At 66.2% G+C, this 20302-nt stretch carries 21 protein-coding genes; 14 read left to right on the top strand and 7 right to left on the bottom strand.

Going from position 1 to position 20302, the window contains the following annotated elements:
• Nucleotides 1-96 precede the first annotated feature (96 nt).
• From ACN9MV_RS20230 to ACN9MV_RS20200, 7 genes are all read left to right on the top strand, one after another.
• On the top strand, nt 97-1314 hold the full coding sequence (locus ACN9MV_RS20230; RefSeq protein ID WP_426389177.1) for an RHS repeat domain-containing protein: 1218 nt from the start codon (nt 97-99) through the stop codon (nt 1312-1314).
• Complete coding sequence (locus ACN9MV_RS20225) at nt 1311-1601, top strand: hypothetical protein (protein ID WP_426389176.1); 291 nt, start codon at nt 1311-1313, stop codon at nt 1599-1601. The genes ACN9MV_RS20230 and ACN9MV_RS20225 overlap by 4 nt, the downstream gene beginning before the upstream one ends.
• Before the next feature lie 297 nt (nt 1602-1898).
• Nucleotides 1899-2354 carry an SUKH-3 domain-containing protein gene (locus tag ACN9MV_RS20220; protein WP_426389175.1) on the top strand — a complete coding sequence of 152 codons (456 nt, stop codon included), beginning with the start codon at nt 1899-1901 and terminating at the stop codon, nt 2352-2354.
• A 204-nt stretch (nt 2355-2558) separates the two neighbouring features.
• Nucleotides 2559-3575: a sugar ABC transporter substrate-binding protein gene (locus tag ACN9MV_RS20215; protein ID WP_426389174.1), complete on the top strand. Its 1017-nt coding sequence runs from the start codon at nt 2559-2561 to the stop codon at nt 3573-3575.
• A gap of 29 nt (nt 3576-3604) precedes the next feature.
• Nucleotides 3605-4564, top strand: a complete 960-nt coding sequence (locus ACN9MV_RS20210; protein WP_093050562.1) for an ABC transporter permease — start codon at nt 3605-3607, stop codon at nt 4562-4564.
• A complete protein-coding gene (locus tag ACN9MV_RS20205; protein WP_093050559.1) occupies nt 4564-5361 on the top strand; it encodes an ATP-binding cassette domain-containing protein in 798 nt (265 codons plus the stop codon). The genes ACN9MV_RS20210 and ACN9MV_RS20205 overlap by 1 nt, the downstream gene beginning before the upstream one ends.
• The gene (locus ACN9MV_RS20200) at nt 5354-6577 is read left to right on the top strand and encodes an ROK family protein (protein ID WP_426389172.1); all 1224 of its coding nucleotides are present in this window, start codon (nt 5354-5356) and stop codon (nt 6575-6577) included. Before ACN9MV_RS20205 ends, ACN9MV_RS20200 begins: the two co-directional genes overlap by 8 nt.
• Here ACN9MV_RS20200 and ACN9MV_RS20195 read toward each other — a convergent pair.
• From ACN9MV_RS20195 to ACN9MV_RS20165, 7 genes are all read right to left on the bottom strand, one after another.
• The gene (locus ACN9MV_RS20195) at nt 6574-6996 is read right to left on the bottom strand and encodes a DUF6194 family protein (RefSeq protein ID WP_426389170.1); all 423 of its coding nucleotides are present in this window, start codon (nt 6994-6996) and stop codon (nt 6574-6576) included. The genes ACN9MV_RS20200 and ACN9MV_RS20195 overlap by 4 nt on opposite strands.
• Entirely contained in the window at nt 6996-8009 is a 1014-nt protein-coding gene (locus tag ACN9MV_RS20190) for a Bug family tripartite tricarboxylate transporter substrate binding protein (RefSeq protein WP_426389168.1), read from the bottom strand. The genes ACN9MV_RS20195 and ACN9MV_RS20190 overlap by 1 nt, the downstream gene beginning before the upstream one ends.
• A 13-nt stretch (nt 8010-8022) precedes the next feature.
• On the bottom strand, nt 8023-9432 hold the full coding sequence (locus ACN9MV_RS20185) for a sensor histidine kinase (RefSeq protein WP_426389167.1): 1410 nt from the start codon (nt 9430-9432) through the stop codon (nt 8023-8025).
• The gene (locus tag ACN9MV_RS20180) at nt 9433-10098 is read right to left on the bottom strand and encodes a response regulator (protein ID WP_093050550.1); all 666 of its coding nucleotides are present in this window, start codon (nt 10096-10098) and stop codon (nt 9433-9435) included.
• Between the two features lie 26 nt (nt 10099-10124).
• Nucleotides 10125-11138, bottom strand: coding sequence for a Bug family tripartite tricarboxylate transporter substrate binding protein (locus ACN9MV_RS20175; RefSeq protein ID WP_093050548.1), 1014 nt, complete (start codon nt 11136-11138; stop codon nt 10125-10127).
• 70 nt (nt 11139-11208) lie between these two features.
• Nucleotides 11209-11874, bottom strand: a complete 666-nt coding sequence (locus tag ACN9MV_RS20170) for a hypothetical protein (protein WP_426389166.1) — start codon at nt 11872-11874, stop codon at nt 11209-11211.
• Between the two features lie 8 nt (nt 11875-11882).
• A complete protein-coding gene (locus tag ACN9MV_RS20165) occupies nt 11883-12677 on the bottom strand; it encodes an IclR family transcriptional regulator domain-containing protein (protein ID WP_093050543.1) in 795 nt (264 codons plus the stop codon).
• 199 nt (nt 12678-12876) lie between these two features.
• Here ACN9MV_RS20165 and ACN9MV_RS20160 point away from each other — a divergent pair, with 199 nt between their 5' ends.
• The 7 genes from ACN9MV_RS20160 (at nt 12877) to ACN9MV_RS20130 (ending at nt 20296) form a co-directional block, all read left to right on the top strand.
• Complete coding sequence (locus ACN9MV_RS20160) at nt 12877-13800, top strand: shikimate dehydrogenase family protein (RefSeq protein WP_093179496.1); 924 nt, start codon at nt 12877-12879, stop codon at nt 13798-13800.
• A 28-nt stretch (nt 13801-13828) separates the two neighbouring features.
• Complete coding sequence (locus ACN9MV_RS20155) at nt 13829-14662, top strand: shikimate dehydrogenase family protein (RefSeq protein WP_093179494.1); 834 nt, start codon at nt 13829-13831, stop codon at nt 14660-14662.
• Nucleotides 14663-14678: 16 nt separating this feature from the next.
• Nucleotides 14679-15890: a 3-carboxy-cis,cis-muconate cycloisomerase gene (gene pcaB, locus ACN9MV_RS20150; protein WP_093050537.1), complete on the top strand. Its 1212-nt coding sequence runs from the start codon at nt 14679-14681 to the stop codon at nt 15888-15890.
• Entirely contained in the window at nt 15887-16309 is a 423-nt protein-coding gene (locus tag ACN9MV_RS20145; protein WP_093179491.1) for a carboxymuconolactone decarboxylase family protein, read from the top strand. The genes pcaB and ACN9MV_RS20145 overlap by 4 nt, the downstream gene beginning before the upstream one ends.
• Nucleotides 16306-17532: a multidrug effflux MFS transporter gene (locus tag ACN9MV_RS20140; RefSeq protein WP_426389164.1), complete on the top strand. Its 1227-nt coding sequence runs from the start codon at nt 16306-16308 to the stop codon at nt 17530-17532. Before ACN9MV_RS20145 ends, ACN9MV_RS20140 begins: the two co-directional genes overlap by 4 nt.
• Nucleotides 17529-18293 (top strand): alpha/beta fold hydrolase, encoded by a 765-nt coding sequence (locus ACN9MV_RS20135; RefSeq protein WP_426389162.1) that lies wholly within the window; start codon nt 17529-17531, stop codon nt 18291-18293. The genes ACN9MV_RS20140 and ACN9MV_RS20135 overlap by 4 nt, the downstream gene beginning before the upstream one ends.
• A gap of 134 nt (nt 18294-18427) precedes the next feature.
• Nucleotides 18428-20296, top strand: a complete 1869-nt coding sequence (locus ACN9MV_RS20130; RefSeq protein ID WP_426389161.1) for a bifunctional sugar phosphate isomerase/epimerase/4-hydroxyphenylpyruvate dioxygenase family protein — start codon at nt 18428-18430, stop codon at nt 20294-20296.
• Nucleotides 20297-20302: the final 6 nt, after the last annotated feature.

Raw genomic sequence — 20302 nt, 5'->3', positions numbered from 1 at the left:
TTTACGCCACACCAGACTACAACCTGTATCGGTACTACGACCTAAAGCAGGACATTCCCGATTCCAAGTGAATATGGTGACTTACGCTTTGAGGTTGTGCGGGAGCAGGGTAACGGCCTGAGCCAGTGGCAGAAATACGACCCGGCGGGGCGGCTGTTTGAACAGCAAATATCGCGTTCAAAGGCCGGGGCCATCGAGTCGGGTGTCGGCATCCAGCATCGCTACAGCTACGACAAGGCGGGCCAACTGGTGGCCATCGGCGACAGCCGGCGCGGCAACCTCAGCTACCGCTACGACCCGGTGGGCCGCCTGCTCGAAGCCAACAGCCGCGTCGGACGTGAGATCTTCGCTTTCGATCCTGCTGGCAACATCGTCGACGCTCCACCGAGCGGCGAGCACGGCTGGAGCGTGCACTACATCCACGAGGCGAACTCGTTCGTGCCGCTGGTGCAGGTGCGCCGGGCAAGCGCAGTGGCGCTGAGCGAGACGACGGATGCGAAGGCGTTGATGCAGGCCAATGGCGGCGTCTACGACATCGAGCAGGATCCTTTGTGGAGCGGCGAGCACAGGCATGTGCCGCGCGCGTTCGACAGGAGGGAGATGGCGTTCTACCAGTGTGACCACCTGGGCACGCCGCAAGAGCTGACGGATCATGAAGGAAGCGTTGCCTGGTCTGCGCAGTACAAAGCGTGGGGAGAGGCGCGGGAGGCGATCAGCGAGGCGGGGAGAAGGGCGGGGTTCAGGAATCCGATTAGGTTCCAGGGGCAGTATTGGGATGAAGAGACGGGGCTGCACTACAACAGGTATCGGTACTACGATCCGCTGTCTGGAAGATTCGGTAGTAGCGATCCGATTCGGCTGATCGGAGGCAGCAACCTTCATGCAGCTGTTCCCAATCCGACGGGCTGGGTTGACGCTAACGGTCTTTCTCCCGCTGGAATTCTCAAAAAGGCTGGGCAGGTCAAGGCGGGGAGAAGTGTCACGGTCTGTTCGTTCAAGGAGGCGTCGGCCGTCTTGTTTGCCGCATTCCCAGACGCGCAAAAGTCAGCCGGAGCAGCAGACAAAGATCCTGCAAAGACTGCGAGGGACAAAGCTGCATTCAAATCGAATCGTCAGAACGGCACCGGAAGGGCCTCGTACCACATGGACTTCAAGACGAATCCTGCAACAGGCGTGCTTTACGGGCACGAATCACTTCCCGACGGGCATCCGCATAAAACAATGCCGCATGTCAATGTCATCACGCCCGAGGGCGATCGCGTCGATATTTTCGTGGACCGTCCCACCCAATGTCCTTTGGCGAAGAAGAAATGAGCGACGCAGAAATAATTTCAAAATTAGGTTCAATTGTTCGATCCAAGAAGGTACTCTGGATCGAAGGCGATTATGTGCGGGACGGCGAAATGGTTCATTGGGAATGTTTTATCAAACTACTGGGAGATACGGCTGCAGTTGGTTTTGATGAATATTTGGAGAAATATGAAGATGCTGTCGATTTGTATGATATGTATGTGCGAAGTAAATTGCCAGACATTGAATCGGCGTTGAGATTTGTTTTGGATTCATTTCCTCTTGCGGCTGAGAAAATGCGTCGAACTTGATTTTTTAAGAACTAATTGGTCTTGAAGGCCTTGTGGTTGGGTTCGGAAATACTCTCTGAAAAACCCCGTGGTTGGTTATCAAATCTTGGAGAAAATTTCGGGTGATGCTAATTTTGTCGGGCTGCATGACCAGCTTCGCCGATATAGGGAGCAAGGCACCTCATTGGAAGAAATGATGCATTGCCTCGAGAGGTTGCGCGTGCGGGCTGAGACGGTACCCATTGAGGAAAAAATATTAGAATTGATGAATGTCGTAAGCGGGCTTTGTGCCTCGACTATTCGAGTATGGCGACTCCGATGAAATTTTGCTTTGACGAAAAATCTCTTTCTCTTTTGAGGCGGGCTGGATGGCACTCGCAGCGAAATGTCAAAACAGATCTATATCTACTGAATTGGCGTAAAGACGGCTATACCGTATTCCCGCATGCACTGGAATTCGCTCGCTCCTTCGGCGGGATTCACCTAGCGCATCGCGGATATGGCAGCGACGCTCCTGACGAAAGCCATTTCGATCCGTCTGTCGCAACGCGGCGATTTGATCGGGCTTGGGCGGTTGATAAGTACGAGGGGCTTGCGAAAGAAATTCTGATTCCCGTCGGGCAAGGTTATTCAGGACATCTCACATTTCTCATCGGGACCCAGGGAGGTTTTTATGGCGGGTACGACGACTACTTCTGCAGGATAGGGAAAACTGTGGAAGAAGCATTGGCCAATATTCTTTTCGGCAGAGCGTTCGAGAAGCTTCCCGGTTGATATGGGCGTGCAGATGAATGCAAACCCTCTGCCCCTAGCCGTGAGTGAGGCACTCAACCTCGGGTTTCCGATAACTAAATCAGCTTGATTTAGTCCTTCTCCTGCCCGATAGTCCCCCTGCGCCCGGATACCGAGCCTTCAAGGCCCGAGCGATCCGGATCCAAAGACCGCAGGCGCCTCGCCGCCCGCCCAAGGAGACAAACCATGCACAGCACCTCCCGCTCCATCCTGGCCATGGCGGCCCTGTCCCTCGCCGCAGCAACCGCATCGTCCACCGCCTTCGCCGCAGACCAGCCCATCATCGGCCTGGTCACCAAGACCGAAACCAACCCCTTCTTCGTCAAGATGAAGGAAGGCGCGCAGGAAGAAGCCAAGAAGCAGGGTGCCAAGCTGCTCTCCGGCGCGGGCAAGGCCGACGGCGACAACGCGGGTCAGATCACCGCGATGGAAAACATGATCGCGGCCGGCGCCAAGACCATCCTCATCACGCCGAGCGATGCCAAGGCCATCGTGCCGGCGATCAAGAAGGCGCGCGACAAGGGCGTGATGGTGATCGCGCTCGACAGCCCGGCCGATCCGCCGGACGCGACCGACGCGCTCTTCGCCACCAACAACTACACGGCCGGCGTGCTGATCGGCGAATACGCCAAGGCCGCGATGGCCGGCAAGCCCGCGAAGATCATCGCGCTCGACCTGTTGCCGGGTCACCCGGTGGGTGCGCAGCGCCACAACGGCTTCATGAAGGGCTTCGGGCTGCCGGCCAACGAGGCGAAGTCGAACGAGCTGTCAAAGGCGCCCGAGATCGTCTGCATGGCGGACAGCTATGGCGATCAGGCCAAGGCACAGACGGCGATGGAAAACTGCCTGCAGAAGGCGCCTGATGTGAACCTGGTCTACACGATCAACGAGCCCGCCGCGGCCGGTGCCTACAACGCGCTGAAGCGCGCAGGCAAGGAGAAGGGCGTGCTGATCGTCTCGGTCGACGGCGGCTGCCAAGGCATCAAGGACACCAACGCCGGCATCATTGCCGCGACCTCGCAGCAGTACCCGCTGAAGATGGCCGCGATGGGCGTCGCCGCGGGCGTCGAATTTGCCAAGACGGGCAAGAAGGCCTCGGGCTATGTCGACACGGGCGTGACGCTGATCGCGGGCAAGAGCGTGGCGGGCGTCGACAGCAAGGACACGAAGACCGGCGCCGAGCTGTGCTGGGGCAAGAAGTAAATAGCTGACAGCCCCCAGGGAGTATCTCGATGGCGAAATCTGCGACGCACCACATTCCGTGGGGCGCCTTGGGGCCGTGGCTGGCCCTTCTTGGCGCGTGCATCTTCTTTGCAACCCAGTCAGACCGTTTTCTCACGGGCGGGAATCTCTCGCTGATCCTGCAGCAGGTGATGGTGGTCGGCGTGATCGCCATCGGCCAGACGCTGGTGATCCTCACGGCGGGCATCGACCTGTCGTGCGGCATGGTGATGGCGTTGGGCAGCATCATCATGAGCAAGTTCGCCACCGAACTCGGGCTGCCCGTGCCGGTGGCCATTCTGTGCGGCATCGGCGTGACGACGCTGTTCGGCCTGCTCAACGGCCTGCTGGTCACGCGCATCAAGCTGCCGCCTTTCATCGTGACGCTGGGCACGCTGAACATCGCCTTCGCGATCACGCAGCTGTACTCGTCGTCGCAGACCATCACCGACCTGCCCGGCGGCCTCACGGGCCTGGGCACCACCTTCACCATCGGCAATGCCGAGGTGGCGTGGGGTTCGGTGCTGATGGTGGTGCTCTATGCGCTCACGTGGTTCGTGCTGCGCGAGACGGCGGCGGGCCGGCACATCTATGCGGTGGGCAACAACGCGGAGGCCACGCGGCTGGTCGGCATTCCGACGCAGCGTGTGTTGCTGGGCGTGTACGTGGCGGCGGGCGTGCTGTACGGCATCGCCTCGCTGCTGTCGGTGGCGCGCACCGGCGTGGGCGACCCGAACGCGGGGCAGACCGAGAACCTCGACGCCATCACGGCGGTGGTGCTCGGCGGCACCAGCCTGTTCGGTGGGCGCGGCATCGTGCTGGGTTCGTTGATTGGCGTGCTCATCGTGGGCGTGTTCCGCAACGGGCTCACGCTGATGGGCGTGTCGTCGATCTACCAGGTGCTGGTGACTGGCGTGCTCGTGATTCTTGCGGTGGCAGCCGATCAACTCTCGCGCCGGGGAGCCCGCTGATGAACACCGTCACCAACCCCAAGATCGTCATGCAGGCCAAGGGCCTGGTGAAGCGCTATGGCCAGGTCACGGCGCTCGACGGCGTCGACTTCGAACTGCGCGAAGGAGAGATCCTCGCGGTGATCGGCGACAACGGCGCGGGCAAGTCGTCGCTCATCAAGGCGCTGTCGGGTGCGGTTGTGCCCGACGAGGGCCAGATCCTGCTCGACGGCCAGCCGGTGCACTTTCGCAATCCGCTGGATGCGCGCCGCGCCGGCATCGAAACGGTTTATCAAGACCTGGCCGTGGCCCCGGCCATGACCATCTACGAGAACCTGTTCCTCGGCCGCGAGCTGCGTCGCCCCGGCTTCCTGGGCAGCGTGCTGCGCATGCTCGACAAGAAGCAGATGCTGCTCGAAAGCACGGCCCGCATGGCGGATCTGAAAGTCGGCATCCAGTCGATGACGCAGGCGGTCGAAACGCTCTCGGGCGGCCAGCGCCAGTGCGTGGCCGTGGCGCGCAGCGCGGCCTTCGCGCGGCACGTGGTCATCATGGACGAGCCCACTGCCGCGCTGGGCGTGAAGGAGGGCAACATGGTGCTGGAGCTGATTCGCCGCGTGCGCGATCGCGGCCTGCCCGTGGTGCTCATCAGCCACAACATGCCGCACGTGTTCGAGGTGGCCGACCGCATCCACGTGGCGCGTCTAGGCAAGCGCGCGGCGGTGCTCGACCCGAAGAAGATCAGCATGAGCGACACCGTCGCCGTGATGACCGGCGCCATGACGGCCGACCAGTTGCCCGCGGAGGCGCATGCCTGATGCAGATGCACCTGCGCGCACGCCCGACCTGTTGCGGCCCCGTGGCTCCAACCAGGTCGGCATGCGCCAGTTCAACGAACGCACGGTGCTGCAGGCATTGCGCGTTCACACCAGCCTGCCCAAGGCCGACCTCGCTCGGCTGACCGGGCTCAGCGCGCAGACCATCGGGCTCATCACCGCGCGGCTGGAAGAAGACGGTCTCATCGTCAAGCAAAGCCGCGTGCGCGGGCGCATCGGGCAGCCTTCGGTGCCGCTGGCGCTGAACCCGGACGGCGCCTTTGCCATCGGCATCAAGGTGGGCCGGCGCGGCGCCGAATGGCTGCTGATCGACTTCACCACGCAGGTGCGCGAGCGCCATGCCATCAGCTACGACTTTCCCGATGTGGACGAGCTGTTGCCCGCCATCGCGCAGCACATCCACCGGCTGCGCGACGGGCTGGGGCCGCTGGCGGCGCGCAACGTTGGGGCCGGGCTGGCCGCACCGTTCCAGCTCGGCGGCTGGCACCGCACGCTGGGCCTGTCGAAAGCGCAGTCCGACCTGTGGAACCAGATGGACCTGGCCGCCGAGGTGCGCGCGCGCACCGACGTGCCGGTGAGCTTCGCGCGCGACACAGTGGCCGCCTGCGTGGCCGAGCTGGTGGGCGGGCGGGGGCACGACCTCAAGAGCTTCCTGTACATCTTCGTCGACACCTTCGTGGGGGGCGGGCTGGTCATCAACTCGCATCTGCACACCGGTGCGCACGGCAATGCGGGCGCGCTCGCTTCGCTGCCGATGCAGCCGCCGGGTAGTCGCGGTGCACTGCCGCCCCAGCTGGTTGCGCAAGCGTCGCTCTGGGAGCTGGAGCAGCGCCTGATCGGCGAAGGCCTCGACGCCATGGCCGCGTATGACGACCGCGCTTTGCAGCCGCCCTATGCCGCGATGACGCAAGCCTGGCTGGAAAGCGCATCGCAGGCGCTGGCACATGCCATCGTGAGCGGCACGGCCATGCTCGATCTGCCGGATGTGGTGGTGGATGGTTCGATGTCGCGCCCGCTACTGCAGGCGCTGCTGGACCAGACCCGCGCCGCGCTGGACCGGTGCAACTGGGAAGGCCTGTGGCAGCCGCGGCTGCATGGCGGCAAGGCGGGGGCGCAGGCTTGTGCGCTGGGCGGCGCGATGCTGCCGCTGCACGCCAACTTCGCGCCGGACCACGATGTGTTTTTGAAGGCGGCCTAACCTGCTTTACGCGAGCGCGCGAGGCTCAATGCCTCGGCGATCAGCGGCTTCACCGTCTCGAAGGTCTTCGCACTCGGATTGATCACGCTGACCCAGTACATCTTCGCATACACCGGGTGCGGCATCAGCGTGTCGAGCGCGGCGTGGTCGGCGGTAGCGGGCACTTCGCCGAACAGCGCGCGAAAGGTCTCTTTGCCCACGCCTATGCTCAGGCGAAACACGCCCGGGCGGTTCAGCTGCGAGGCGCTGTCGAAGTCGTTGTCCTTCGTCACGATCGTGGCGAAAGGAAACTTGTTGTCCCCGTCGTGAAAGAAGAAGGTGTTGTCGTCGGCGATCTGAAAGTGGCCGCCGGCCAGCATGTCGATGATGTGTTGGGTGATGGCGTCTTCGGTCATGAGCGCGATCTTGCCTGCGTTCATCAGGAGGGCCAGCGCCGCAGTCCCAGTTCGTCCGCCAGCCGGCGGTAGGCCTTGATCTGCGCCTGCACGTAGTCGTCTAACGCTGCGCCGGTGAGCGCGAAGGGGTACAGGCCGTGCTGCTCGCGCAACGCGGCGTAGCCGGGCGCGGCACTCGCTTCGCCGAAGGCCGCGACCCATGCGCGTACCGCGGCTTCAGGCACGTCAGCGCTCAGGTACAGGCCGCGCACGGTCGGCCACACCAGGTCGATGCCTTGCTCGCGCGCGGTCGGCACGCCGGTGAGCGCGCCGCCAAGCCGGTTCTCCGACAGCACCGCGAGCAGTCGCACCGCCGCGCCGCCCGCAATGGCCTGCAGGGCTTCGGCTGCATCGCCGGGGAACACGTCGACATGCTTGCCCTGCAATGCGCTCAGCGCATCCCCGCCACCTTCGAAAGAAACGAAGCGCATGGCCTTGTGATCGCGCCCCGCCGAGCGCACCAGCAGTGCGGCCTTTACCCAGTCCTGGCTGCCCACAGTGCCGCCCGCGCCGAAGGCGATGCGCGACGGGTCTTGCCGCAGCGCGGCGACCAGATCTTGCAGGCGCTTGTAGGGCGAGTCGCGATGCACCGCGATCACGCCGTAGTCGGTGCCCAGCGTGGCGATCCAGCGCACAGCCGAGGGCGAATGCGGACCGAAGCGGCCTTGCGCGAGGTTGAGCAGCGAGCCGCTGGAAAACGCCACCAGCGTGCCCGGGCCACCGAGCTTGCCTGTGGCGACACGGTCGAAGGCTACGGCGCCGATGCCGCCCGGCAGGTAGCGCTGGGTGAGCGGCGGGCGCACGGGTCGCACGGCCTGAAGCGCATCGCGCGCCAGTGCGCAGGTCAGCGCGAAGCCGCCGCCGGCCTTGGCGGGGATCACGCAGTCGGCGGCATTTTCGGAGGGGTCGTTCGCGGCGGCCATTGCGCGCACGCTGAAAGGCATCAGCAACGCGCACAACGCGCGAAGTGCATGGCGGCGGGTGGGGGGCGTGGACATGGAAATGGGGCCGTCAGGTGGCGGCCGGGCGAGGCCACCAGATGATCGCATGCAGCCCCGGGCCGGCCTCGCGCGCCTCAAGTCGCAGTTCGCCCCGGTGCCGCTGCGCAATGGAGCGCGCAATGGCCAGCCCGAGCCCGAAGCCGCCCTTGCCGGCGCGCGCGCCGCGCCGGAAGCGCTGGCCCAACGCGGCGCGCTCTTCGTCGCTGAGACCGGGCCCGTTGTCCTCGACGTTGAGGCTCCAGCCCGCCGCGTCGCCCGCGGCAAAGAGCGTGATCGTGCCTTCGGCCGGCGTGTAGGTGATCGCGTTGCTCACCAGGTTGCCCAGCGCCTCACGCATCAGCCCCCGGTCTGCCACGGCAAGGAACTCCGGCGTGGGCGAATGAATGCCCAGGTCGATGCGCTTGGCGCGTGCCAGCGGCAGCAGGTCGACCGCCACTTCGCGCAGCAGCGCCGCAAGGTCGAACTCGGCGGGCTCCACCGACACCGTGTCGCTGCGGCCCAGCGCCAGCAGCTGCTGCGCGCTGCGCGTCGCGCGGCCGATCTCGGTGCCCAGCGCGTCGAGCGCCACCTGTACTTGCGCCGGGTCTTGTTCGCGCCGTGCGTAGTCGGCCTGCATCTGCAGCGTGGTGAGGTGGGTGCGCAGCTGGTGCGAGGCGTCGTCCAGAAACTGGCGCTGCTGCGTCACGAGGTCTTGCGTGCGCGACATCTGCTGGTTGACTGCGGTCACCAGCGGGCGCACCTCGGCAGGCAGGTCGGTCTCGGCGATGCGTGTGAGGTCGTCGGGCGTGCGTGAGCCCACCTCGCGCGCCAGCCGCGAGAGCGGCCTCAGCGCCGCCGCGAGCGCCAGGGCGGTGCCGCACAACAGCATTGCCAGCACCAGCCCGTCGCGCAACGCCGCGCTGCGCACGAAGCGCGCGCTGAACTCCTGCCGCGAGCGCGTGCTTTCTCCAACCTGGATCAGCACGCTGCGCCCGGTGCTGCCGGCCGGCGCACGGTCGAGATCGCGGCGGTAGGCCGCGAGCCGCACCGCCTCGCCGAAGTAGGTGGCGTCATAGAAGGCCGGCACGCCCATCGCCAGTTCGGTGGGCGGCGCGGGCAGGTCGGCGCTGCCGAGCTCCACCAGTCCGTCAGACGTGGACACACGAAAGAACACCTGGCCGCTCGCCGTCAGCTCGAAGAACTCGAACATCGTGTACGGCAGCTCGACCGACAGGCCGCCCGAGGCGGTCGAGATGTTGGCGTCGATGGACTTGAGCGCGCCCAGCAGCGAGCGGTCGTAGGCCGCGTTGGCCGCGGCCAGCGCGTCGTGCCGCGTCATCCACAGTTCCAGGCCAGTCACGACCAGCAGGGCGGGGAAGAGCAGCAGCGCGAGCCGCTGCCACAGGCTGGCACGGCGCAGGCGTTCACGCAGGCCGCTCACTCAGTCTGCTTCCAGTACATAGCCGAGCCCGCGCAGCGTGACGATGCGAACCCCGGTGCCGTCGAGTCGCTTGCGCAGCCGGTAGACGAAGACTTCGACCGCCTCCGGGTGCACCTCTTCGTCGTCGGAGAACACGCGCTCGAGGATCTGCTGCTTCGACAGCGGCTCGCCGCTGCGCTGCACCAGCACGCGCAGCACCGCCAGTTCGCGCGGCGAGAGCGCCAGCGCCTCGCCGTTCAGCGTGAAGTGCCGGCGCGCGCCGTCGTACACCAGCGGGCCGCAGGCCAGCCGCGGATGCTCTACGCCACGCGCGCGCCGCACCAGCGCGTGCAGGCGCGCTTCGAGCTCGGCCAGCGCGAAGGGCTTGGCGAGGAAGTCGTCGGCGCCCGCGTTGAGCGAAGCCACGCGCTCGTTCAGCGAGTCGCGCGCCGTGAGGATCAGCGCCGGCAGCCGTTGGTCGCGCTCGCGCAGCCGTTGCAGCACCGTGTGCCCGTCGAGCCCGGGCAGGCCCAGGTCGAGCACCAGCGCATCGTGGTCGCGCTGCTGCAGCGCCCGGTCGGCCAGGCGCCCGTCGTCCACCCATTCGACCTGGATGCCCGCATGCTCCAGCGCCTTGCAGAGCCAGGTGCCCAGGGTGTGTTCGTCTTCCGCCAGCAGGATGCGCATGGCGCCGATGCTAGGGCCTGTGCTGCTCAGTCGGGCTTGATGTTTGCCCTTGCGATGACCTTTTGCCAGCGGGTTTGCTCGGCAGCGATGAACTGCGCGAACTGCTCTGGCGTGCCGCCGATGGCTTCGGCCGCATCGGCGGTCAGGCGCTGCATGGAGTCGGGCGACTTCACGGCCTTCATCGTCTCGGCCGAGAGCTTGGCCAGGTTGGCTGGCGTGATGTTGGCCGGCGCGAGCATGCCGTACCACTGAGTCATCTCGAAGCCCGGGAAGCCTTGCTCGGCCACGGTCGGCACGTCGGGCAGCTGGGGCAGGCGCTTGGCCGATCCGGTCGCGATGCAGCGCACCTTGCCCGCCTTGATGAACGGAATGATCGCCGCCGCGCCGATGGCCGATGCGTCGAGCCGGCCCGAGAGCAGGTCGGTCACCATCGGGCCGGTGCCGCGGTAGGGCACGTGCAGCATGAACACGTCGGCTGTCATCTTCAGGTACTCGAAGGCCAGATGGCCCGCGCTGCCATTGCCCGCCGAACCGTAGCTGAGCTTGCCCGGCTTCGACTTGGCGTATGCGATGAACTCCTTGAGGTTCTTCGCCGGCACGTCGGGGTGCACCACGTAGAGGCTGGGCACCTTGGCCAGCAGGCTCACGGGCTTGAAGTCCTTGTTCGCGTCGTAGGGCAGCTTGGCGAAGATGTACGGGTTGACCGCCAGCGTGCCGATGTGGCCGAGGATGATCGTGTGCTGGTCGGTGCTGCGCGCCACTTCGCTCATCGCGATGTTGCCGGCCGCACCGGGCTTGTTGTCGACGAAAACGCTCTGGCCCAGCGTGCGCGAGAGTTCGGCGGCGGTCGAGCGCGCGACGATTTCGGAGCTACCGCCAGGGGCGAAGGGCACGACGAAGCGGATCGACTTGCTTGGCCAGGTGTCTTGTGCGGAGGCCAGCGAAGGCAGCAGGCCGCCGAGGGTGAGAGCGCCGCCGGCTTGCAGCCAGTGGCGGCGGCTCAGGCTGTGGGCGTCGTCAGGGGAAAAGAGATCGGACATGGTGCTTGTGTCTCCAGCGCTTTTGGATTGAAAGCGCGCATCCTGCCCGGTCGATGCTGTCGGAAAGCTGTCAGTTGCGGTTCGTCCAGTAATCCCGACCGAATTCGCCCGCGAGCCGGGCAATCAAGGTTTCCACGCGCGCCAGCACGATTTCGACCTGCGCGCGCACTGGAGCGTATGCGAAGCGCAGGTTGTGGAAGGTCTTGCCTTCGTCGGGGTCGTCATCGCGCAGGTACAGCGTGCCGTCGTGCAGCCGCAGGTCGAGGAACCAGCCCTGCTCGTAATCGGAGAAGACTTCGCCGGGTGTGCCTCTGGTCAGCGATTCGATGAAGGCTCGGCCCTCGCTGAAGCGGTCGTGCCATGGGAAGCTCAGGAGGAAGCGGCCGGGCGCATGGACTACCGGCCTGTTCCAGAAGTGGGGGCCTTCGGCCGGGTCCTTGCCGTGACGCGCGGCCTTGGCCAGCAGGTCGCGGTAGTGACTGCCGAGCTCGTCCTCGTGGCCGACGCAGTCGGCCGACAGCACGAAGCCTTGTGCCGCGCCCGGAATTGCCGGCTGGTACAGCGGTTCGCACAGGTTCGCCCATTGTTCAGGCGAGATGCGCGACGACGGGCCGTAGTAGAACGAGTGCTCGACGATGAATGCAATGTCGATGTGCACGTCTTCCACGGGCTCCGACTGCGCCGCCCAGTCGGGCAATGTCGTCTGGCTCGAAGAACCCGAGGCGTTTACGGTCATGGCGCTTCTCAGATCAGATTGCGCATCGCCTGCGCCGTCTCACGCAGCACCGGCAGCACTCGCGCCACCGCATCTTCCGAGCTCTCGTGCCCCATCGGCATCGTGATGTTCAGCGCCCCCACCAGCGTGCCGTGCCGGTCGCGCAGCGGCACCGCGATGCCGCGTGAATTCAGGTCGAGCTGCTGCTCGGACAGCGCCCAGCCTTGTGCCCGAATGCGCGCGAGTTCGAGCTTCATGCGTTCCATACTCGCGATGGTGTGCGAAGTGAAAACCGTCAGCTGCCGTGTCGTCAGCCATTCGTTCAGCTCGGCGTCGCTGCGCAGCGCCAGCATCAGCATGCCCGAGGCCGTGACCTGCGCCGGCACGCGCGCGCCGAGCACGTAGCCGGTGCTCATGCTGCGGTTGGGGCCGTTGCGCGCTATGTAGACCACCTCGTCGCCGTCCATCACGCTGAGGTAGGCGATCTCGTTGGTGCCCGCCGCCACCCGCTGCAGAAAGGGCTGCACCACACGCGGCAGCCGGGCCGATTCCAGGTACGACTGGCCCAGGCGCAGCACGCGCGGCGTGAGCCAGAACAGCTTGCCGTCGCTCGCCACATAGCCCATGTGCTGCAAGGTCAGCAGATAGCGCCGCGCGGCGGTGCGGGTCATGTTCGTGCGCTGGCCGGCCTGGCTGGCGGTCAGGCGCGGGTTGGCGTCGTCGAAGGCTTCGATGATGCTCACGCCACGCTCCAGGCCGGCGATCCAGTCGCGCTTGTCCAGGCCGGGCGGCGGCGCCGGGTCGTCCTTGCTGTCCTTGCTCATGGGCGGAAGTGTGCCTGCGTGGATGGGTTCGGAGTTTGCATTTGATGACAGTGAAAACCCTTGAATTGAACGATCAGTGATTTTTTGAGTTCGATAATCGCACGATTATTGGTGCCAATGGCTGCGTGATTCAGGCGAAGCGACTATAAAGCTCGGCATCCGCCCTCGAAAAGAGCGATTGACGAACGGAAGCACGCACATGAGCCATTCCATCCGCGGCAGTACCCAGGCTTACCTGATCCCCGGCGACCCGGTTCGCAATGTGCGGCTGCCCCGCATGTTCAACGCCGCCTTCGAGCGCTTCGGCATCGACGCCGTGCTGCTGCCCATGCAGGTGCCGGTGCGCGACTTCGCGGTGTTCTTCAAGTCGGCCTTTCTCGCGCGCAACGTGCGCGGCATGGTGATCGCGCCGCCGCACAAGCCGCTGGTGGTCGACCTGCTCGACGGCTGCGGCCTCTTCGGCCGCGTGGCCGGCTCGGTCAACGTGGTGCGCCGCACCGAGGGCGACCAGCTCGAAGGCGACCTGTTCGACGGCGAAGGCCTGATCGGCGCGCTCGACCACTACAACATTCCCTTCCGCGGCAAGCGCGTGCTGATCCTCGGCGCGGGCGTGAGCGCCGCAGCCATCGGCGTTGCGCTGGCCGAAGGCGGCACGGTGAACGGCGCGGAGTACATCGCGTTCTACGACAGCGCCGCAGGCAAGGCGGCCGGTGTGGCGGCCAAGCTCAACGCCTTCTTCGACGCGACTGTGGTCTCGGCCGACAGCAACGCGCCCGAAGGCTACGACCTCGTCATCAACGCCACGCAGTTGGGGCTGGTCGAAGGCGATGCGTTGCCCCTCGACGTGTCGCGCATGGACGGCCACGCGGCACTGTTCGACATTCTTCTGCGCAACCAGCCCACGCCGCTGGTGCAGGCAGCGCGAGCGCGCGGACTCAACGCACAGGCGGGCTTCGAGATGCTCATCCAGCAGATGCCGCACTACTTTCGCTACTTCGGCCATCTCGATGCGGCTGCCGCGATGCAGGCCGACGCCGACTTCCTGCGCGAAATCATCTACCCACCGGCCATGCAAGCCGAAATTGCGCAGCCCTTGCGCTACCACTCGCCCAGCGTCGCCTGAGCCCCGATTTTTCAAAGAAACAACCGACATGATTTCCGGCAAGACCACGCTCATCGCCCACATCGGCTATCCCACCGAGGCCTTCAAGGCCCCGATGATCTACAACCCCTGGTTCGACAAGCACGGCATCGACGCTGTGGTGGTTCCGATGGGCGTGAAGCCCGAGGACTACGCGGCCTCGCTGCCGCAGATCTTCAGGTTCAGCAACCTGCGCGGCGCGCTGGTGACCATGCCGCACAAGGTCACGACCATGTCGCTGGTCGACGAGGTGACGCCCACGGCGCGCGTCGCGGGCGCCTGCAACGCCATCCTCAAGCGGCCCGACGGCACGCTGCTGGGCGACCAGTTCGACGGTGCGGGCTTCGTGCGCGGCGTGGAGCGCAAGGGGCGCCTGTTCAAGGGCACGCGCGTGCTGGTGTCGGGCACGGGTGGCGTTGGCTCGGCCATTGCCGCATCGATTGCCGCCGCCGGAGCCGCCGAGCTGATGCTGTTCGACATGAGCGAGGCCTCGGCCGGCGCATTGGCCGCGCGGCTGCGCGAGCACTATCCGCAAATGAAGGTGGCCACGGGCTCGAAAGACCCGGCCGGCTACGACGTGGTCGTCAACGCCACGCCGCTCGGCATGAAGGAGGGCGACCCGCTGCCCTTCGATGTGGACCGCATCGACCCCGGCACTTTCGTCGGCGAGGTGGTCATGAAGACCGAATACACGCCGCTGCTGCAGGCCGCCAAGGCCAAGGGCTGCCAGGTGCAGGTTGGCACCGACATGCTGTTCGAGATGATCCCTGCCTACCTCGAGTTCTTCGGATTCGGCACAGCCTCCCCGGAGGAATTGCGTGCCGTGGCCCAATTGAAATACTGAAAGGCCAGGTCATCGCATGAGTATTTTTGAAGGCTTCCTCTCCACATCCGAAACGCTTGGCGCCTTCAGTGACCGCGCCTTCGTCGACGCCATGCTGCGCTTCGAAGCGGCACTCGCGCGCGCGCAGGTTGCCGAAGGACTGATCCCCGAGAGCGCTGCGCATTCGATCGTCAGCAGTTGCAAGGTCGAGCTGTTCGATGTTGCCAAGATCGTGCGCGAGAGCGGCCGCGCGGGCAGCGTCGCGATTCCGCTGGTGAAGGCGCTGCGCGAAGCCGTCGGCCTCTTCAATGCCGACGCCGCGCCCTTCGTGCACTTCGGCAGCACCAGCCAGGACGTGATCGACAGCGCAATGGCGCTGGTCACGCGCGAAGCGGTCGCGCTCATCGAGACCGATCTTGCCAAGGCCGCCGACGCGCTGCTGCGCCTGGCCGTCACGCACGCCGAAACGCCGATGCTCGCGCGCACGCTGATGCAGCCGGCCTCGGTCACCAGCTTCGGCTTCAAGTGCGCGGGCTGGGCCGCGCCGCTGGTGCGCAGCCGCATCCGGCTGCGCGATGCCGCGAAGCACGCGCTGCAATTGCAGCTGGGCGGCGCCGTCGGTACGCTGGCTCAGATGAAGGGGCAGGGCGCGGCCGTGCGCAAGCGCATGGCCAAGGAGCTTGGCCTGGGCGACCCCGGCGCAACGTGGCACACGCAGCGCGACGAATGGGTGGCGCTCGGCTGCGAGCTGGGCCTCATCACCGGCAGCCTCGGCAAGATCGCGGTCGACATCGCGCTGCTCGGGCAGTACGAAGTGGCTGAAGTCGCGGAGCCCAGCGAGCCGGGCCGCGGTGGTTCGTCGGCAATGCCACACAAGCGCAACCCGGTGGCTTCGATGGTCGCCATCGCCGCCGCGCACCGTGCGCCGCAGCGCGTGGCCGCATTGCTTGGCGCCATGCCGCAACAGCACGAACGTGCCCTCGGCGCCTGGCAGGCCGAACTGGCCGAATGGCCGCAGCTGCTGATGTCGGCGCACGGCAGCGTGCGCGCAATGGCGGGCGCCTTGCCCGGGCTGCAGGTCGACGCCGCGCGCATGCGCGCCAACATCGACCGGCTGCGCGCCGAACTCCCACGCGACGCGGCCGACGAATGGTTCGACCCCGCGCTCGCTCACAACGCCGGACAGACAGCCCTCGCCGAGGTGAAGGCGCTGCAGGCCCGGCTCACAGACAAGGAACTTGCCCAATGACCGCCCCCGAAACTCCCGCCGAAGGCTACGAATCCGGCCTAATCAACCGCCGCCGCGTGCTCGGCGATGCCTGGGTCGACAAGTCGCTCGCCAACCGCAACGGCTTCAACGCCGAGTTCCAGGAACTCATCACACGCCACGCGTGGAACGACATCTGGGGCCGCCCCGCACTGGGCGACAAGACGCGCCGCTACATGGTGCTGTCGATGATGCTGGGCATCCATGCGTATGAAGAGTTCGCCATGCACGTGCGTGCCGCGCTCGACGGTCCGCCCGAGTCGCGCCTCACGCCGGACGACATCAAGGAAGTGATCATGATGGCCGCCATCTACTGCGGCGTGCCGGTGGCCAACCACGCCTTCGGCATCGCGACCGGCATCCTGCGCGAAAAAGGCCTGCTGCCTGCGCTGCCCCAGTGACCGCGCCGGTCGCCCCCAAGAAGGGCCGGTTCGACGTCACTTTCACCTTGCTGCTGCCGCTGCTGCTGGCGGCGCAGCCGGTGGCCACCGACAGTTATTTGCCCGCGCTTCCCGCCATTGCGAAGGAGCTCGGTTCGGCCAGCACCAGCCTCACGCTGTTCGTGCTGGCCTTCGGCTTTGCGCAGTTGCTGTGCGGCCCGCTGGCCGATCGCTTCGGTCGCAGGCCGGTGCTGCTGGCGGGGCTCGGCTGTTACGCCATTGCCGCGCTGGGCGGCGCGTTCGCAGGTAGCGTGGCGTTGCTCGCGGGCTGGCGCACGCTGCAGGGCTTTTCGATGGCGGCGATTCTCGTGTGCTCGCGCGCGGCGGTGCGCGACCTGTACCCCGCGCACGAAGGCCCGCACGTCATGGCGCGCGGCCTCACCGGGCTGGGCGTGGTCGGCCTGATGGCGCCGCTGCTCGGCGCGTGGCTGGTGCAGGGCGCGGGCTGGCGCTGGGTGATGGTCGCGATGGCGGTCTATGCCTCGCTGCTGTTCGCGCTGTGCTGGCGCTCGTTCGGCGAAACGCGCAAGCCGATGCTGGGCGAGGGTGAGTCGGCCGCGCCGCGCGGCAGCACGCGCGCGGTGTTCGCGAGCCGGTCTTTCCGCGCCTGGGCCTCGGTGGCAGCGACGACCTACGGCGGGCTGTTCTGCTTTCTGCTGCTGTCGCCGATGGTCTATATCGGCTATCTGGGCTGGTCGCCCGCGTGGTACGGCTGGATCCCGGCCGGCGGCTCACTGGTCTACATCTTCAGCACCACCATGTGCCGCACGCTGTTGCGGCGCTACGGGCCGGTGCGCACCGTGCGGCTCGGTGCTTCATTGAGCCTGACCGGCGCCGTCATCCAGGCGCTCGGCTGCTGGCTGATGCCGCTGAGCGCCGTGCCGCTGCTGTTCGGCCACGCCGTGTACTGCCTCGGCCATGGCATCCACCAGCCCTGCGGGCAGGCGGGCGCGGTGGGCGACCTGCCGCATCTGGCGGGCCGGGCCGTGTCCTGGTCGGGCTTCGGCATGATGATGGTCGCGTTCTGCGTGGGGCAACTGGCCGCAAGATTTGTCGATGCCGATTTTTCCAATGGCGCCTGGCCGATGGTCGTGCCGATGCTGCTGGCCGGCTGCGTGCTGATGGCCATCGCGTTCCTCTGGCTGCCGCGTCTTCAACACCCGAAAAAGGAAACCACACCATGACCCGTTTGAATGTCGTTCGCGAGGGCGAAGGCCCGATCGTCGTGCTCAGCCATGCGCTCGGTTGCGACCTGAGCATGTGGGACGGCGTGGCCGCGCAGCTCTCGCGCGCCCACACGGTGCTGCGCTACGACCACCGCAACCACGGCGCGTCGGAGGTGGTGCCCGGCGCGCTGCGCGTCGAGACGCTGGCACAGGACGTGGCCGAACTCATCCAGCGCGAGGCGGACGGCGAGCCCGTGCATTTCGTCGGCCTGTCGATGGGCGGCATGACCGCGCAGGCGCTGGCGGTGCGGCACCCCGAGCTGCTGAAGACGATGGTGATCGCCAATTCGGCCGCTTACTACCCCGACCAGGCCCCCTGGCGTGCACGCGCCGAGACGGTGGCTGCCAAGGGTGTGGCCGCCATCGCCCCTGGCGCCGTGGCGCGCTGGCTCACGCCGGCCTACGTGGGCACGCCCGAAGGCGCAGTCGCCGCGAAGACGCTGCACGACGTGCTGGTGCGCACCGATGCTCAGGGCTACATCGAGAGCTGCAATGCCGTCGCGGCCATCGATTTCCGCGAGAGCAACCATCGCATTGCAGTGCCCACGCTGGTGATCGGCGGACTGCAGGACGAGGCCACGCCAATGGCCATGTCGCAGGCCATGGTGGGTGCCATTCCAGGCGCGCGCCTGGCCACCATCGACGCCGCGCACCTGAGCGCGGTCGAACGGCCGGTGGAGTTCACACAGCTGCTGATCGATTTCTGGCGCAGCCTTTGAGGGCTATTGGCCGGGCAGCCGGCCTAGGTGTATCCCGTATTTCGTGCGAATAATGCACGTATGTGATCGATGATCGATCAAAAGCTTGCTGAATAGATTGTGGCAGGGCCCGGGTGTTCCTAAAGTCCACCCCCATGCATCGCTCCATTGCCACCGTCTCGCTCAGCGGCACGCTCCGCCAGAAGCTCGAAGCCGTCGCCGCCGCCGGTTTCGACGGCATCGAGCTGTTCGAGGCCGACTTCATCAACTTCAAGGGCACGGCCACCGAATTGCGCCGCATCACGGCGGACCTGGGCCTGACCATCGACCTGTACCAGCCGTTCCGCGATTTCGAAGGCATGCCCGAGCCGCAGTTTCGTCGCAGCCTGGAACGAGCCGAGCGCAAGTTCGACCTGATGGAGGCCATGGGTGCGCCGATGGTGCTGTGCTGCTCCAACACTTCGCCGCTGTCGGTGAACGATCCAGCTCTGGCCGCCGCGCAACTGCACGAACTGGCCGAGCGCGCTGCGCGCCGCAACCTGCGCGTGGGCTTCGAGGCACTCGCCTGGGGCCGCCACACCTCGCTGTACGGCCAGGCCTGGAACATCGTGAAGCAGGCGAACCACGCGCACCTGGGCCTGATCCTCGACAGCTTCCACACGCTGTCGCTGAAGGACGATCCGGCCGGCATCGCCAGCATTCCGGGCGACAAGATCTTCTTTTTGCAGATGGCCGACGCGCCGCTGCTGTCGATGGACGTGCTGCAGTGGGCGCGCCACCATCGTTCGTTTCCGGGGCAGGGCGATTTCGACGTGGTCGGCTTCTTCGAACAGGTGCTGCGCGCGGGCTACACCGGGCCGCTGTCGCTGGAGATCTTCAACGACATCTTTCGCGAGACGCCGAACCGCCGTACCGCGGTGGATGCGATGCGCTCGCTGCTGTACCTCGAAAGCGAAGCGCGGCAGCGGCTGGACGACGTCGAGCCCGTGCAGTTGTTCAACCCGCCGCCGGTACCGGCGCTCTCCGGCCTGTCGTTCATCGAGTTTGCGGCCGACGAGGCATCTGCAGCAACGCTGTCCACGCTGGTGAAGCAACTCGGCTTCCGCCGCATCGGCAAGCACCGCTCGAAGGCCGTGACGCTGTACCGCCAGGGCGAGATCAACCTGATCGTCAACGCACAGCCTGATTCGTTTGCGCGCGGCCGCTTCGAGGCGCACGGCACCTCGGTGTGCGCTCTGGGCGTGCGCTGCGACGATCCCCTCGCGGCCGTGGGCCGAGCCACCGCCATGCGTTCGCAGCGGCACGACAGCCCGGTCGGCCCCAACGAACTGCGCGTGCCGGCCATCGTCGCGCCGGGCGGCAACCTGATTCATTTCGTGCCCGAAGCGCTGGGCGCCAACGGCTTGTACGAAGCCGACTTCATTCTCGAAGACGACGGTGCCGGCGCGAACGACGCAGGCCTGCAGCGCATCGACCACGTGGCTCTTGGCCTGGCGCTAGACCAGCTCGACACCTGGGTGCTGTTCACGCGCGCCGTGCTCGGCCTGGAGCCCGGCGAGAGCCTGGAGCTTGCCGACCCCTTCGGCCTGATCCGCAGCCGCGGCGTTGCCAACACCGACCGCAGCCTGCGCCTGGTGCTCAACGTGTCGCTGAGCCAGCGCACCCGCACCGCGCGCACGCTGAGCGTGACTGGCGGTGGCGCGGTGCATCACATTGCGCTGAGCTGTGCCGACATCTTCGAGACGGCCGCCAAGCTGCGCGCCAACGGCACGCGCTTCGTGCCCATCTCCGACAACTACTACGACGACCTGGCCACGCGCATCGACATCGCGCCCGAACTGCTGGCGCGCATGCGCGAAGCGGGCGTGCTGTTCGACCGCTCGCCAGCCGGCGACTACCTGCACATCTATACCGAGAGTTTCGAGGGCGGACTGTTTTTCGAGGTCGCACAGCGCGTGGGCAACTACGACGCCTACGGTGCCCTCAACGCACCGGCGCGCATGGCTTCGCAGGCGCAGGATTGACCGATC

Origin of the sequence: Variovorax sp. R-27 (genome assembly GCF_049913215.1) — a bacterium.
Lineage (GTDB): Bacteria > Pseudomonadota > Gammaproteobacteria > Burkholderiales > Burkholderiaceae_C > Variovorax.
Note: the sequence above shows the minus strand (reverse complement) of the source record. Positions and strands in the feature narration are given on the sequence as shown.